Annotated in this window: 14 protein-coding genes; 8 read left to right on the top strand and 6 right to left on the bottom strand. The window is 57.5% G+C overall.

All coding sequences use genetic code 11. From position 1 onward, the window contains the following. Positions 1-18: 18 nt before the first annotated feature. The gene (locus AC5EFR_RS17670; RefSeq protein WP_493577080.1) at positions 19-1,389 is read right to left on the bottom strand and encodes a formimidoylglutamate deiminase; all 1,371 of its coding nucleotides are present in this window, start codon (positions 1,387-1,389) and stop codon (positions 19-21) included. Positions 1,390-1,487: 98 nt separating this feature from the next. On the opposite strand from AC5EFR_RS17670, the gene hutI reads away from it, so the two are divergent. Genes hutI through hutU form a run of 4 tightly spaced genes read left to right on the top strand, consistent with a single transcriptional unit; the run spans position 1,488 to position 6,671 of the window. After that, the gene (gene hutI, locus AC5EFR_RS17665) at positions 1,488-2,681 is read left to right on the top strand and encodes an imidazolonepropionase (RefSeq protein WP_493577079.1); all 1,194 of its coding nucleotides are present in this window, start codon (positions 1,488-1,490) and stop codon (positions 2,679-2,681) included. Beyond that, positions 2,678-4,213 (top strand): histidine ammonia-lyase, encoded by a 1,536-nt coding sequence (gene hutH / locus AC5EFR_RS17660; RefSeq protein WP_493577078.1) that lies wholly within the window; start codon positions 2,678-2,680, stop codon positions 4,211-4,213. The genes hutI and hutH overlap by 4 nt, the downstream gene beginning before the upstream one ends. After that, positions 4,210-5,010 carry an N-formylglutamate deformylase gene (hutG, locus tag AC5EFR_RS17655; RefSeq protein WP_493577077.1) on the top strand — a complete coding sequence of 267 codons (801 nt, stop codon included), beginning with the start codon at positions 4,210-4,212 and terminating at the stop codon, positions 5,008-5,010. The genes hutH and hutG overlap by 4 nt, the downstream gene beginning before the upstream one ends. Further along, entirely contained in the window at positions 5,007-6,671 is a 1,665-nt protein-coding gene (gene hutU, locus AC5EFR_RS17650; protein ID WP_493577076.1) for a urocanate hydratase, read from the top strand. The genes hutG and hutU overlap by 4 nt, the downstream gene beginning before the upstream one ends. Positions 6,672-6,673: 2 nt before the next feature. Here hutU and AC5EFR_RS17645 read toward each other — a convergent pair whose 3' ends face one another. From AC5EFR_RS17645 to ubiT, 5 genes are all read right to left on the bottom strand, one after another. Further along, entirely contained in the window at positions 6,674-8,638 is a 1,965-nt protein-coding gene (locus tag AC5EFR_RS17645; RefSeq protein WP_493577075.1) for an ATP-binding protein, read from the bottom strand. Positions 8,639-8,933: 295 nt separating this feature from the next. Continuing rightward, positions 8,934-9,449 (bottom strand): DUF2478 domain-containing protein, encoded by a 516-nt coding sequence (locus AC5EFR_RS17640; RefSeq protein WP_493577074.1) that lies wholly within the window; start codon positions 9,447-9,449, stop codon positions 8,934-8,936. A gap of 11 nt (positions 9,450-9,460) precedes the next feature. Next, on the bottom strand, positions 9,461-10,363 hold the full coding sequence (gene ubiV / locus AC5EFR_RS17635; RefSeq protein WP_493577073.1) for a ubiquinone anaerobic biosynthesis protein UbiV: 903 nt from the start codon (positions 10,361-10,363) through the stop codon (positions 9,461-9,463). A gap of 3 nt (positions 10,364-10,366) precedes the next feature. Then, entirely contained in the window at positions 10,367-11,344 is a 978-nt protein-coding gene (gene ubiU, locus AC5EFR_RS17630; protein WP_493577072.1) for a ubiquinone anaerobic biosynthesis protein UbiU, read from the bottom strand. Continuing rightward, positions 11,344-11,904, bottom strand: coding sequence for a ubiquinone anaerobic biosynthesis accessory factor UbiT (gene ubiT, locus AC5EFR_RS17625; protein ID WP_493577071.1), 561 nt, complete (start codon positions 11,902-11,904; stop codon positions 11,344-11,346). Before ubiT ends, ubiU begins: the two co-directional genes overlap by 1 nt. Positions 11,905-12,043: 139 nt before the next feature. On the opposite strand from ubiT, the gene AC5EFR_RS17620 reads away from it, so the two are divergent. From AC5EFR_RS17620 to AC5EFR_RS17605, 4 genes are all read left to right on the top strand, one after another. After that, positions 12,044-13,552 carry a UbiD family decarboxylase gene (locus tag AC5EFR_RS17620; protein WP_493577070.1) on the top strand — a complete coding sequence of 503 codons (1,509 nt, stop codon included), beginning with the start codon at positions 12,044-12,046 and terminating at the stop codon, positions 13,550-13,552. Next, positions 13,549-14,112 carry a UbiX family flavin prenyltransferase gene (locus AC5EFR_RS17615; RefSeq protein WP_493577069.1) on the top strand — a complete coding sequence of 188 codons (564 nt, stop codon included), beginning with the start codon at positions 13,549-13,551 and terminating at the stop codon, positions 14,110-14,112. The genes AC5EFR_RS17620 and AC5EFR_RS17615 overlap by 4 nt, the downstream gene beginning before the upstream one ends. Positions 14,113-14,340: 228 nt before the next feature. After that, positions 14,341-14,622 (top strand): hypothetical protein, encoded by a 282-nt coding sequence (locus AC5EFR_RS17610; RefSeq protein ID WP_493577068.1) that lies wholly within the window; start codon positions 14,341-14,343, stop codon positions 14,620-14,622. Positions 14,623-15,211: 589 nt separating this feature from the next. Continuing rightward, positions 15,212-15,517 (top strand): hypothetical protein, encoded by a 306-nt coding sequence (locus tag AC5EFR_RS17605; protein WP_493577067.1) that lies wholly within the window; start codon positions 15,212-15,214, stop codon positions 15,515-15,517. The last annotated feature ends 98 nt before the right edge of the window (positions 15,518-15,615 follow it).

Here is a 15,615-nt window from a genome sequence, read left to right as displayed (position 1 = left end):
TTCCGTCGACGGAATTTGTCACCGCGTGAGGCTGGCGTTGCGCAACGGGATGACAGCGCGGCGATAGGTTTCGCGGATTTGGTCGTGGGCAATGTGGCGACCATCGCGTACCAAATGCCGCCCCGCAGACCAGACATCGGCCACCAAATGGTTTCCACCTGCAAAGATAAAACTGTCCAAGGCCGTATCGGGTGGCAGATCGGCCAGATCGGGATGGGACCTATCAAGCGCCAGAAGGTCGGCCCAGGCCCCGATTTCAATCCGCCCGCTGCCACGCCCGGCCGCCTGTGCACCGCCGCGCGCCGCAAGGTCCATCAAACGCCGACCGGTCGAGAGGTCAGCCGTGGCTAGGGCGGCGCGACTATGGTCTCTGAGACGTTGAGACGTATCGAGCTGACGCAGCTCTTCAGCCAAGGAAATGCGGATATTGCTGTCGGATCCGATGGCCATCGCCCCGCCATTCCCAAACCATCGAACCCCATCGAAAGTCCCATCCCCGAGACTGGCTTCGGTTAGCGGGCACAGTCCGGCACTGGCTCCGGTGCGGGCCATTGCGCGGGTTTCATCTGCGGTCATTTGCGTCAGGTGGATCAGGCTCCAGCGCTCATCAATCGGTAGATTGTCGAGCGCCCATTCCACCGGACGGGCACCATAGGCGGCTTTCACCTCTGCAACCTCGGCCTGTTGTTCGGACAGATGCATATGGATCGGACCCCCCCTTGCCAGTTCGACAATGTGCCGCACATCTTCACTCGCAACGGCGCGGAGCGAATGCGGGGCGGTGCCGGTCACACAATCGGAGGGCAGCGACGAGACTGCCCGGCGTGCACCGTCCAGTAACCGGGCATACCTATCCAGATCATTGCCAAATCGCACCTGACCGGCGGCTAAATCGCGCCCTTCGCAGCCACCATATTGATACATCACCGGCAAAAGGGTGAGACCAATCCCCGAGGTTTCTGCTGCCGCAACAATGCGTTGAGACATTTCCGACAGGTCATCATAGGGCGTGCCACCCGGTTGATGATGCAGGTAGTGAAATTCGACAGAAGCCCCAAACCCGGCTTCGAGCATTTCCATCTGCACATAGGTGGTGATGGCTTGAACATGCTCGGGTGTGAGTTGGTCGAGAAAGCGGAACATCAACTGGCGCCACGTCCAAAAGCTGTCTTGACCTGAGGGGCCGCGCGCTTCGGACAGGCCGGCCATGGCGCGTTGAAATGCGTGGCTATGCCCATTGGCCGGGGCCGGGATCAGCAGGCCGACCGTTGTTCCCTTGGCCGGTGTGTTGGACGTAATCGATGCAATCTTGCCGTGGTCCAGTGTGAGAGTGACATCGCTTTGCCATGTCTCACCAATCAACGCCTGCTTGGCCCAAACTCTGTCCATCTGATCTTGACTCGTTTTCTTGACTCGCATTATGTCTATACATAAGCAGTAAAAACACACTCATACAAGCGGTAAAACCCGATACCCAAGAGGCCAAGATGCTTTTGACGAACTGCCATGTGGCAAGCCTGCACGGTGACACCCCTTATGGGGCGGTCCAGACCGGCGCGATTTGGATGCGAGATGCCAAAATCGCTTGGGTCGGTGCGGAGAGAGATATTCCCGACGCCGCCAGAGAAGACGCGAGCGTCGATCTTGAGGGCCGTTTGGTGACGCCGGGCTTGATTGATTGCCACACGCATCTGGTGTTTGGCGGCGATCGGGCAGATGAGTTTGAGAAGCGCCTCAACGGGGTCAGCTACGAAGAGATCGCCCGTGCGGGCGGCGGGATTTTATCCACCCTAACTGCAACGCGGCAGGCCAGTGAAGATGCGCTGTTGCAAGGGGCGCTGACCCGGCTTGATGCGCTGATTGGCGAAGGGGTGACCACGGTTGAGGTGAAATCCGGCTATGGGCTAGAGGCGGACACCGAGCTGCGGATGCTGCGGGTCGCGCGCCTTTTGGCCGAGCACCGTGATATCGACGTGCAGACAACCTATTTGGCCGCCCATGCGGTACCGCCGGAATATGCCGGGCGGGCCGATGCCTATTTGGACGAGATTGTCATCCCAACCATGCGTCTTGCCGCGCAAGACGGGTTGGTCGATGCGGTGGATGGGTTTTGCGAAGGCATTGCGTTTTCGACCGCTCAAATTGCGCGGGTGTTTGACGCGGCCAAGGCGCTGAACCTGCCTGTGAAACTCCATGCCGAACAGCTTAGCCATCAGGGTGGCACGGCGTTGGCGGCGCGGCTGGGCGCTTTGTCAGTGGATCATCTTGAATACGCAACGGCGGCGGATGCCAAGGCGATGTCGCAAGCGGGCAGTGTTGCGGTGCTTTTGCCCGGAGCGTTCTACACGCTACGCGAAACGCAAATGCCACCTGTCCAAGCCTTTCGCGATCACGATGTGCCCATGGCCTTGGCCACCGATTGCAATCCGGGCAGCTCGCCTTTGGCGTCACTTTTGTTGGCAATGAATATGGGCTGCACCCTTTTTCGGATGACCCCAGAAGAGGCTTTGGACGGGGTAACACGGCATGCGGCGCGCGCCCTCGGGCTTGTGGATCGCGGTGTGATTGCGCCGGGAAAACGCGCCGATCTTGCGGTTTGGGATGTGCAAAGTCCGGCCGAACTCGCCTATCGTATTGGCTTTAACCCACTTTACAAACGTATCAAAGGAGGCGTGCTGTGACGCTGACCCTGTTGCCGGGGCAAACGCCCCTGACTGACCTTGAAACTCTTTGGCGACAACGGGTTAAGCCGAAGCTGAGCCGGGGTGCAAAACCCGATGTTGAGGCCGCCGCAGAGCTTGTGCGCCAAGCAGCGGCGGGCGAGGAGGCGGTTTACGGCGTCAATACCGGCTTTGGAAAATTGGCCAGTCTCAAGATTGCCGCCAAGGACACAGAGGCGCTGCAACGCAACCTGATCCTGAGCCATTGTTGCGGCGTCGGCGATCCATTGGACCGCGCCACCACCCGGTTGATGATGGCGCTGAAACTGCTGTCGTTGGGACGTGGGGCCAGTGGCGTGCCGTGGTCAACGATCGAGATGATCGAGGCGTTGCTAGAACACGGCGTGACGCCGGTGGTGCCGGGGCAGGGATCGGTCGGGGCATCGGGCGATTTGGCCCCGCTTGCGCATATGGCGGCGGTGATGATCGGTGCGGGAGAGGCCGAGTTTGACGGGGCCGTTATGCCCGCAACCGAGGCATTGGCCAAAGCAGGGCTTGCACCGATCACATTGGGCCCCAAAGAGGGGTTGGCGTTGATCAATGGCACTCAGTTTTCGACGGCCTGCGCCCTAGTTGGGCTTTGGGGAGCTTGGGATAACCTGCGCGCTGCTTTGGTTACCGGGGCGCTGTCGACGGATGCGATCATGGGTTCGACCGCGCCTTTGGTGGATGAGATTCACACCCTGCGCGGCCATGCCGGTCAGATCGAATTTGCCCGTGCTCAACGCGCGCTTTTAGAGGGGTCGGAAATCCGCGAAAGCCATCGCGATGGTGATACGCGTGTCCAAGACCCGTATTGCATTCGCTGTCAGCCACAGGTCGTGGGAGCGACGATGGACCTACTGCGCTTTGCGGCGCGCAACCTTGAAATTGAGGCCAACGCAGTGACGGATAACCCGTTGGTTCTTGTTGGTGAGGGGCGCATCGTGTCGGGCGGGAATTTCCACGCCGAACCGGTGGGATTTGCCGCCGATCAGATTGCCGTGGCCTTGTCCGAAATTGGCGCGATAGCACAACGTCGGATTGCTCTTATGGTTGATCCGAGCCTGAGCTTTGATCTTCCGCCGTTCTTGACACCGGAACCGGGGTTGAATTCAGGGTTGATGATTGCCGAGGTCACAACGGCGGCTTTGATGAGCGAAAACAAACATCTCGCCAATCCCTGTACCACCGATTCAACGCCCACATCCGCCAATCAAGAGGACCATGTCAGCATGGCGGCCCACGCGGCGCGGCGCTTGTTGCGGATGAACGACAACCTGTCGGGAATTCTGGGTGTAGAGGCGCTTTGTGCTGTGCAAGGGATTGAATTTAGGGCGCCTTTGCAGACCTCAATTCCGCTGCAACAGGCAATGGCCGCCCTGCGCACCAAGGTTGCGACGCTGACAGATGACCGATTTCTGGCACCCGATATCGCACGCGCGAGCGCAATGATCCAAAATGGCGAACTGGTCGCTGGTCTTGCTTTGCCGACATTGGAGGCACAGCAATGACCCCGGTTTCCGTGATAGAAGGCAGCAGCCCGATCATCCTTGGCTTGCCCCATACCGGCACCTTTGTGCCACCCAATGTTTGGGCGGAACTCAACCCGATTGGGCGGGATTTGGCGGATACAGATTGGCACGTGGATCAGCTCTATGACGGCGTTATCGACGGGCTAACCACGGTGCGTGCCAATTTTCATCGCTATGTGATTGATGCCAATCGCGACCCAAGCGGAGCAAGCCTTTATCCCGGTCAAAACACCACAACCTTGGTGCCGCTGACCGATTTTGAAGGCCGCGACATTTGGCAATCCGCGCCGGATCAAGGCGAAATCGAAGCGCGACGTGTGGCCTTTCATGCGCCCTATCACGTGGCGATGCAGGCCCAGATAAAGAGGGTTTTGGCCACACATGGTGTTGTGATCTTGTTTGATTGCCATTCCATTCGCGGGCGCATTCCGTTCCTTTTTGACGGGCTATTGCCGGATTTGAATGTCGGGACGGATTATGGCGTGACCTGCGACCCTCGGATCGAGGCCGCCATGTGGCAGGACTGTCAGAACGCGCCCGGATATAGCGCGGTTTTGAATGGACGGTTTCGGGGCGGTTGGACGGTTCGCCGCTATAGCGCACGGGATCAGAACTGCCACACGATCCAGCTTGAACTGGCTCAGTCCACTTACCTGTCCGCCGAAACCCCGCCTTGGACCTATGACCCGGACAAAGCGGGCGCATTGCGCGAACAGCTTTCGCAAATTCTACAAACACTGGCCGATTTGGCCCCCACGTTGAAAGGCACATCATGAGCGATCCGCGCCACAACTCCCGCACTGTCATCGCCCCCATAGGGACCGAGATTAGCGCCAAAAGCTGGCTCACCGAAGCACCCATGCGGATGTTGATGAACAATCTGCATCCGGATGTTGCGGAAAACCCCAATGATTTGGTGGTTTACGGCGGTATCGGTCGGGCCGCTCGGACATGGAAGGATTTTGATCAGATCGTCGACAGCCTGCGTCGGTTGGACGATGATCAGACGCTTTTGGTGCAATCGGGCAAGCCGGTTGGCGTGTTTCGGACCCACCGCGATGCGCCACGCGTTTTGATCGCCAACAGCAATTTGGTGCCGCATTGGGCAACGTGGGATCATTTCAACGAACTCGATAAAAAGGGTCTGGCGATGTATGGCCAGATGACCGCCGGATCGTGGATATACATCGGCTCGCAAGGGATTGTGCAGGGCACCTATGAGACCTTTATGGAGGCGGGACGCCAGCACTATGGTGGTGACCTAACCGGGCGTTGGATTTTGACCGGCGGCCTTGGCGGTATGGGTGGCGCGCAACCCTTGGCGGCCGTGATGGCGGGGGCCTGTTGTCTGGCGGTGGAATGTAACGAGACAAGCGCCGATTTCCGTCTGCGCACCCGCTATGTGGATGAAAAGACCCATTCCTTGGACGACGCGCTTGCGATGATCGAGGGCTGGACCAAAGCGGGAGAGGCGAAATCCGTGGCTTTGATCGGCAATGCGGCGGATGTGTTTCCCGAGATTTTAGCGCGCGGTGTGCGCCCCGATATTGTTACCGACCAAACCAGCGCCCATGACCCGATCAACGGCTATCTTCCACAGGGGTGGAGCGTGGCGGAGTGGCGTGCCAAGGCCGAAAGCGCCCCCAAAGACGTCGAAGCAGCGGCCCGCGCCAGCATGAAAACACAGGTTGCGGCGATGGTCGACTTTCATGAGGCCGGTGTTCCAACAGTGGACTATGGCAACAACATCCGCCAAATGGCTTTGGAAGAGGGGTTGGAGAATGCCTTTGCATTTCCAGGGTTTGTCCCCGCCTATATCCGGCCGTTGTTTTGCAAAGGCATTGGGCCGTTTCGGTGGTGCGCCTTGTCGGGTGATCCCGAAGACATCTACAAAACCGATGCCAAGGTCAAAGAGCTTGTCGATGATCCGCACTTGCACAATTGGCTTGATATGGCGCGTGAAAGGATCGCGTTTCAAGGGCTTCCGGCGCGGATTTGTTGGGTCGGTTTGGGCATTCGTCACAAGCTTGGCTTGGCCTTCAACGAGATGGTGCGCAGCGGAGAGCTAAGCGCGCCGGTGGTGATTGGCCGCGACCACCTTGACAGCGGTTCGGTCGCCTCGCCCAATCGCGAGACCGAGGCGATGCGCGACGGATCGGACGCGGTGAGCGATTGGCCGTTGTTGAATGCGCTCTTGAATACCGCGTCGGGCGCGACATGGGTGTCGCTTCATCACGGTGGCGGCGTTGGCATGGGGTTTAGCCAACATTCCGGCATGGTGATTTGTTGTGACGGTAGCGCCGACGCGGACCGTCGGATTGCCAATGTGTTGTGGAACGATCCGGCGACGGGGGTGATGCGACACGCGGATGCAGGGTATGATGAGGCCAAGGATTGCGCCCGCGAACACGGTTTGGATTTGCCGGGAATACTGTGAGCTTATTTTTCAGAGGCAGGCCCTGGTTTCAGGGCTGTGTCCAAGGCCGCCAAAAGCGCCGATCGGGTGACAGGTTTCATGAGACGGATGTCCTCGGAGCGTAGCCCGTTGCCATGAACGGTGGCCTCGCTGGCATATCCCGACATGAAAACAGCGGGCAAATCTGGGTTCAATTCGCGCAGGGCACGGGACAACGACGTGCCCTGAAGCGTGCCGGGCATGACGATGTCGGTTAGCAAAAGATCAAAGCCCGGGTTGCGTTGGAAAATTTCAAAGGCTTCGTCCCCAGATGAGGCCGCAACAACATTGTACCCTGCGTTGGACAATGTCGTGACCAATAGGTCAAGCAGCTCTGGCTCATCCTCAACAACAAGGACAGTCTGTCCTCCTGTTGTCAGGCGAGAAGGGGGCGACGATTTCTGCGGTGAGCTTACTTTGCCAGATTTGCTGATGGGGAAATAAAGTTTGAAGGTCGTACCTTCTCCGAGTTCTGAATAGACGCGCACCGTGCCACCAGATTGCCGCATGAAACCCAAAACCATCGACAAGCCAAGCCCCGAGCCCTTGCCCGCCGGTTTGGTTGAAAAGAACGGTTCAAAAATGCGGTCGATTGTAGCATCTGAGATGCCGCTCCCGGTATCCGAAATCGCCAAAAGCGCATAGCGCCCCGGCGGAACGTCTTCGCCGCGCTCTACAATATAATCGCCATCAATGCGCAGATTGGTCGTTTCGATGGTGAGCTTGCCGCCATTCGGCATTGCGTCGCGGGCATTGATCAGAAGATTGAGTACGGCGTTTTGCAATGCACTTTGGTCGGCTTCTATCGGCCACAATCCGGCTAGCAAAGACACCTCAACATCAATATTTGCCGGTACTGTCCGTCCAGCCCAATTTTTGATGTCACGCACAATATCGTTGAGGTCAATCACCTGTGGGGTCAAGCGCGCCTTGCGCGCAAAACTCAGCATATTCTGCGTTAGTTCCGACCCGCGTTGAACAGATGATGTGATCGAGTCGATCATGCTCAAGTGTTCGGGGTTCTGGGTGACGTCACGAAGCATTTCCGCATTGCCTAGAATGACCGCCAGCAAATTATTGAAATCATGAGCAACCCCGCCGCTGAGTTTACCCACCGCTTCCAACCTCTGAGATTGAGCGAGCTGTGCTTCGAGGGACTTGCGTTCAAGCTCGGCCTCTTTGCGGTGGCGAATGTCCAGTGCGGTAAAGCGTACAGACCGCTGACCATCCAGAGGGAGGTGGCTCAAGGTCAATTCGCAGATGACTGGCTTGCCATGTATGGGCAAAAGTTCAGCTTCGCAAATACGTGTTTCACCAGCCAAGGCAGCGGCAACGTAGTCTTGCAATTGTTGGGTCGTATCCGTGCCAAATGAAACTTGCCCGGCAAAAAGGTCGGAGTAAGTGAGGGTGCTCTTTAGATGGTCTACGCTGGTATTAAAAAGCTCAGCAGCTTTGGAATTGGCGCGGACAAACCGGTTTTCGTCGACATTATAAATCATAATAGCCGCAGGCGAATGCTCGAGCAGTGTGTTGATCTCGTCATGGCTGGTCTTGAGCTCGTCGAAGGTTTTTGACCAATGGCTGCGAAGACGGTCGGTAATAAAGACCGCAGCATACGTCACATTGGCAAAAATGGTAGCAATAATAACCCATTGTACGAAATCGCGGTTTCGGTCGGCCAGTGTGGTTTCGGAAACCAGAACCCCGGACACATACAAGAACCCAACGCCCAAAATGGTTGCGGTAATCCCGCTCAGCGCAAAAATGGCATTTCTGTAAGAGGACAAAACTACCAAAAGCATTGGAATCAGAAAAAATATCAGTAACGCCCCGGCGCCTAAACCAATCTGGATCAAGCCAGCAAGGCAGCCGATAAAAGTGATGGCCATGAGAAAACAGGCGACCTTTTCTAACGAGAAACGGTGCCGGAAATACAGCGTGGTTGCCATTATGGCGACAGCCACAAGCTGCGAGACACTGTGAAACTTCGGACCGTCGATAGCGATCCGGTAGGTGTTTACCACCAAGCCGACCAAGCACAGCAGGACAATTACACGAAGCAACGGGTCGAAGTGCACCCTGAGGTTTTGCCGGAGATGCTCCCCCAAAATGCTGCCGCGATCAAATGGCATGCTGAATATTCTCTCAAAATTGTTTCAAGCACGCTAACGTAAAGCTGCTGTTGTCCAAAGGAAAAATGATCGGTCGATCAAGTTTGTTGCCGTTGGCCGATCCTTTTTGAGGTTAAACCTGTGCCTTGAGGGTTTGTTGGCTCCAATTTTGGATAGAAACGGCGTTCGCTGGCAACTCAATTGCCAGACCTGAGGCAAAGCGGTCGAAATCTGCGCGGCTGCCGGGACCGACGCCAACAAGGACAGGAATCCCATGTTCCATAGCCTTGCCAATGGCCGACACGAAACCACGCCCGGCGGCCTCTTCGGGGCCAAATTTGTTGAGAATGAACATCTGCGCTTGGCTCATGTTGCTGCTTTCAACTTGGGCGACGGCCTCGGCGATGGCGGATGGGTCAAGGCGGCAGGCATCGGAACCGGCCCCGAGGTCTTGGGTGATCTGAATGATGTTGCCATCAGGCAAAACCCGGACTTTCATATCACAGCCGTTTTCGAACTGGCTTGTGTGGCGCATCTCTTTGACGATCCCAGCAAGGGAAATGCCTTTGTCCAAAAGCGTTTGGGCCGTTTCTGCCAAAAGCCGGTCGGTTTCCCCTTTTCCGGGCGCGTTGACAACTGCGATTTTCATGGGAATGCTCCTTATTCTGCGGCTGTTATTGCCGACCAATCCACACCCCGCGCTCCGGTGAGAAACCCATCAGAGAGCCGCGCGGATGGATCAATCTCGGCCAATCTGGTCGCGATGTCCAATGGGTCCGCCCCGTCGATCAATGCGCGGTAGGCCGTGCAGATGTTCGTAAAACCAGTGCTTTGCGGTGACAGGCGCAGGGCAGAGACCCCGGCATCACGCAAAGCGGCGAGCTGAAACACCGTGCTGGCATAGGTGTCCGACAGGGTTTGCACACCGTTCATGGCCAAAAACGGTTTGTCGTCCATTGTCAAAACATCCAATCCATCGGGGTCGTCTTCGCAGGCAAATTGGCAATTGTCTTTGCTACGGCCATGCAAACGGGCGTGATAACAGCGGCCCGAGATTGCCAAGGGCAGTCGGCCATGGCCCCAAACCTCGATCGCCATGCCCAATTCCGCCCCGGCGGCACAGAGCACCCTTACCGAAGACAGCGGGAGTTCCGGAGGCAGGCAAACCCGTTTTGCGCCGCGAGAGGCCAACCAACGCAGGGTGCCCTCGTTATAGACATTGACCAACGGGCCAACGGCGAAAGCGGTTTCCGCCGGCAAGCTGGCGAGTGCGGTCAGGTCGTTGACCTCGACCATGACACCCATATCGGAAAGCTCATCGGTCATTTTTCGTTCACGTTTTAAGGTGACAAGTGCAAGCGAGGTCAAGATCACCTCTTTGCCCGCATCCACGAGGGTCGAGATCGCGTCAGGGATGTCCTTTTGATAAAACGGCAGGCGTTTTGAGCAGACAAGTTCGCCCAAAACCACCCGGTCCACCGGCGTGGCGGCGAGACCCTGATAAAGGCTGCTCCATTCCTCGGCTGACCAGAAGAATTGATTTGGTCCAACAGTCAGTTCCACGGTCTATCTCCAGGTCTTTTTGTAGGCACCGGCGGTGGTGGCCCCGCCCTCAGAAAGGCGCGCCATCATACCCTTGGGCATGGGTTGACCGGCCTCAAGTGCGTCAACCGCAGCGCGGAAATTGCGCACCACCTGCGCCACATAGGACCGCGAGCGTTGCCGCCCTTCGATCTTGAGCGCGGTCACACCCGCCGATGCCAATTGCGGGATCAGTTGTTCGGCATTGAGGCTCACCGGATCTTCGAACAGATGGGCGGTAAGCTCTTGGGCTTTAAAGCGTCCTTTGCACAGGGTCGGGTAGGGGGCCGGTTCGTTTTTACCAACACGGTGAATGGTATAGCCGCCCAATTTGGCATCAAGCGCGCCACCAGTTTCGTGGTATTGCACATGTTCGGCGGGGGAACAGACGCCGTTCATATTCGGGCTTTCACCCGTGGCATAAGACGAAAGCGAACAGCGCCCTTCAGCCATGACACAAAGCCCGCCAAAGACAAACACTTCGGTTTCGACCTGGGTTTCGGCGTTGATGGCCTTAATCTCTGGGACCGACAAAACCCTAGGCAAAACCACGCGTTTGACTCCAAATTCATCGGCATAGAAGTTTATGATGTCGGCATTGGCTGCCGCCGCTTGAACCGACAAATGCAGGCGCAAATCGGGGTGCCTGTCGCGCCCATAGGCGAGCAATCCGGGATCCGCAAGGATCACCGCATCGGCCTCGGCGGTTTTGGCGTCGGTAATGGCGTTGTGCCAGATCGCTTCATCCCCAGCGCGCGGATAAGTGTTGATCGCCACCAAAACCTTGGAGCCGTGGTGATGAGCAAAGGCGATGCCCTCGCGCATTTCATCGCGATCAAAGTTCAGGCCGGGAAAGTTGCGGGCGTTGGTTTCATCGGCAAAACCACAATAAACGGTATGCGCCCCGGCCTTGACTGCGGCACGTAGCGCGGCGGGGGTTCCGGCGGGACAGACTATTTCCATCACCATAGTCCAGCCTCTTCGGATCGGTGCAAACAGACGCCCGTGCGCCGTTCGACAAGCGCCGAGAATTGACGCAATGGGCCCCCGAGCGGGCCGGTGATCTGGGCCAATTCTTCGGTCAGGTCCAACTCGGCGTCATCCACTGCGTTGCGCAGGGCAAGGGCGGCGGCGGTGTCACCCTCGACCACCAAATCGCGGGAAAAGAACAGCGCATCACCGTCATAGGCCCCATGAACAAGGCCAAGCAAAGCGGCCAATGGGCCGCGAATGGCGGCGTCATAGTCATCCGCTTTGCGCAGCACAGCCATGCTTGGCTCTCCGCCATTGGGATGCAGCCCAAGAACAATTGGCAGATCGGTTGGATCCAGAATAAAACGTGCTTGATCGTGCTGCCCCAGACGCCGGAACAGGCCCGGATGCTGGTTGGCCAATCGGCGCGAATAAGCGGTCAGCGACCAAGACATCGGGGCAAGGGGCAGAACCCGCAGCAAAGCGCGCAACGCCAAAGGCGCGCGCGGGATGTGTTGCGGTGTGTCTGATGGGGTCGGGTCGATATGCAAATCGGCTCCTTTCCTATCAAGGGTAAAAGCGTTCACATTTGGCCTATCGTTGTGCTGGCCCTGCCGGTTTGACAATCGTCAATTTTGGCCGACAAAAATGCTGATAAGCCCGCGCCATTGCCCCAACTCGGAGCCAGCAATGCGCCTTTTGCCCCCATTTGCGACTTTGCGATCCTTTTTGGGTTGGTGCGGTGACACGGATCAATTCAAACGGATCAACGCACCTGTGTCGATCCGCCATCAGATGACGGCGGTGCACCGCGCGGTGCTTGAGGCGGAAGGGCCAGTTTTGTCGTTTGATCATGCCGTTTTGGAGGATGGATCACGCGCGCAAATGCCAGTGGTGACCAACCTTTTCGGCACCACGGGACGGGTCGCGGCGGGGCTTGGTATTGATTTGGATGGGGTCGATGACCTTGGGGCGTTTCTGGCGTCGTTGCGCGCGCCAACCCCGCCCGAGGGCGTGCGCGATGCGCTGTCACGCTGGCCGATGTTGCGCGCCGCCATGGCGACCCGGCCAAAAATAACCCGACGCGCGCCGGTTCAAGACGTGGTGCAGGAGGGCCGCGCAGTGGACATGGCCAGCATTCCGGTCCAAACCCATTGGCCTGGCGATGCCGGGCCGCTCGTCACCTGGCCGGTGGTGATTTCCCGTGCGTATGAAACCTCGTGTGAGGATGTAAGCCGTTACAACGCTGGGATTTATCGGGTTCAGGTGATTGATCAGGATCGTTTGATTATGCGCTGGCTCCCACATCGGGGCGGAGCGGCGCATCACCGGACATGGGCAGCGCGCGGTGAGAAAATGCCGGTGGCGATTGCGCTGGGCTGTGATCCGGCGACATTGCTGGCCTCAGCACTCCCTCTACCAGAAACCGTGTCCGAGCTAAGCTTTGCCGGAGCGTTGAACGACTCCCGACCGCGCATGGTACAAGCAAAAACGGTTCCGCTGATGGTGCCAGCCGAGGCCGAGATCATCCTTGAGGGTTGGGTCTTAGCCGATGAGACAGCGCCCGAAGGGCCATTTGGCGATCATACCGGATATTACAACAAGGCCGAACCGTTCCCGGTGATGGAGCTGACGGCGATCACCCATCGGGAAAACCCGCTTTACCTATCAACATATACGGGGCGTCCCCCGGATGAACCGGCAATCATTGGCGAAGTGTTCAACCGGCTGGCCCTTCCTACCATTCAAGCCCAGATTCCAGAGGTCCACGACCTATGGTTGCCGCCCGCCGCCTGTTCCTATCGCATGGCAGTGATCAGCATCGACAAACGGTATCCCGGACAGGCGCGCCGGGTGATGATGGCGCTTTGGGGGATGTTGCCCCAGTTTAGCTATACCAAGATGATCATCGTGGTGGATCGCGACATTGATCCACGCAATTGGGATGATATTTCATGGGCTTTGGCCACGCGGATGGATCCAGGGCGCGATGTGATGACACTGGAACAGACGCCGATGGACTACCTTGATTTCGCCTCACCCGAGCCGGGGGTGGCGGGAAAAATGGGGATTGATGCCACCACTAAGATTGGCCCGGAAACCACGCGTGATTGGGGTCGCGTGATGTATACCGCGCCCCAAGATGCGGAGTTTGCCACGACGCTATTGGCGCAGGTCATGCCGGAGTTGAGCCGATGATGGCGCGGGTGGTATTGGGTGTGGCGGGGGCCTCTGGGGCGGCGCTGGGCCTTTCGGTTGCTCGGCAATTGGCCCAGATCGGGGCCGAGGTTGACCTTGTCTATAGTCGCGCGGCAGAGCGCACATTGGTCGAGGAGTGCGGTCCGAAGGCGATGGGCGAATTGATTGATCTGGCAACCTGCCATCATGACATCGCCAATATCGGAGCGCGCATTGCCAGCGGGTCCTATCCTGTGTCGGGAATGATTGTTGCGCCCTGTTCGATGCGCTCGCTTGCGGCAATTGCCCATGGATTGGATGATAACTTACTGACCCGCGCCGCTGGGGTCCAGCTTAAGGAGCGACGCAGCCTTGTGCTTTTGGCGCGTGAAGCCCCGCTAACCGGGGCGCATCTACGCAACATGAGTGCGGTGACCGACATGGGCGGGATCATTTTGCCCCCAGCGCCGGCGTTTTACCTTCATCCACATTCGGTCCAAGATATCGTCGACCAAATCGCCGCACGCGCCATTGATTTGCTACATATTGCTCCAGCACAGGCGCAAAGCTGGCAAGGTTAGTTGGCCGCAACCATGGCCGTTGGGCGATTTAACCCGTTTTACGGACGGCTTCGAAGAGGGTGATTTCCTGTTTCGGATGAAGGGCATCCACCGTCGGAACCGAGCGAGGGTCCGGGGTGACAGCACTGCAAAACGCACGATTTGATTGAGGGGACCAAAGCCGGGCTGAAAGGCGTGACCGACGCACCCGTGTTTGGCGTGTTAACCGCCATCGCGGCCTTTTGCCTAATGTTGTTGATCGACACCCCTTTGGGCAAGGCGTTGGGTTCCGAACTGGAGGCGACCTATGGTCAGGAACCGCCGGTCTCATCGGTTTTCACATTGATTGAAACTGTGCAGGACACTGAAATATATGGTAAAATTCGAGCCGGTGGTAGGCGTCCCAACATCGATAATTTTGATGTGGTGCGGGCGTGGCGCGGTCGGGTCGGGTCGGTGCGGCTGAAGGCGCGAACGAGTTGCAATTCAGTGACACAGAATGTCTTGCCGGTGGGTTTCAGAACGAGCTGATGTCCAATGATTGCGACAAATTGATCAGAGCCAGCGATGAGACGCATGCCTTTCTCGCCGGTATCAAGGGGGTGAGTAACTATCCGCGATAGTTTGTCTGGAGAGCAATCAGACCTGAAACTGCGCCAACGTCCCGACGCGCACAAATTGGGGTTTACTGCCGATCGGTTGGCGCTTTGGATCAGGCAGGCCTATGGTGGGGTTGAGCGTCGGGTTTTGGAGAAAAATGCCGCCGCCGTCCGTAATAGGATGGCGTATCTGATGCGCAGCGACATTCGCGCCGAAAGCGGGGCTTTTTGCTGCTGTCCACCATGGCCGAGTTTTCAGACCACTATGTTCGCGGCGATATTTTCCGCATAAGCAGCCAGTGAGTGGACACGGTGTCCGTCTCGATTGAGCGGGCCAAGGTTGCCATCACCGCCGCTTAGGCAATGTCTGAACAACTCGTCCCACATTTGGTTGCAACTTACCCGTTGCTCACCAATCTCCGTGGGGGCCAGGCCTGAGGATATCGGCGAGATCAAACACGGTGTGAAACGGGTGCTATCAGGCGATTTTCTTTACCACCGCCACCACGGTGATCGGCTTGATGCCTTTGATGCTCGAAACCTCGGAACAGGCGCAGCATTTGATCTCTGTGGCGGTGCCTTTGGCCTTGGGTGAGTTGCTTGGAACCGCCTTGATGTTGATTTTGGCACCGGTTTTGATAGCGATAATAGGGGATTTTTTGCAATTTCTCGTCGTAATGATGATGCGGCAGGGGCGCAATATTTGCTTATTATCAATGGCTTATAGGCTGCGTCGAATTGGCAAAAACCTTGCGGCGTCAAAGTTGTTGCATTTGAAACGATCTTATTTCACACTGATCTGGCAAAACGCATCTGAGCCACAGTAGCCTGATGGCACAAGAATCGCGGATGCGACACATTTTGGCGACCAATGGCGGAGGAACCTTGGCCGGCCGATACGACGTCATAAGGGAGGAAATTATGA

The sequence above is a fragment of the Pelagimonas sp. genome (genome assembly GCF_058892305.1).
The sequence above is the reverse complement of the archived record's forward strand: the minus strand, read 5'-3'. Positions and strand labels throughout refer to the sequence as shown.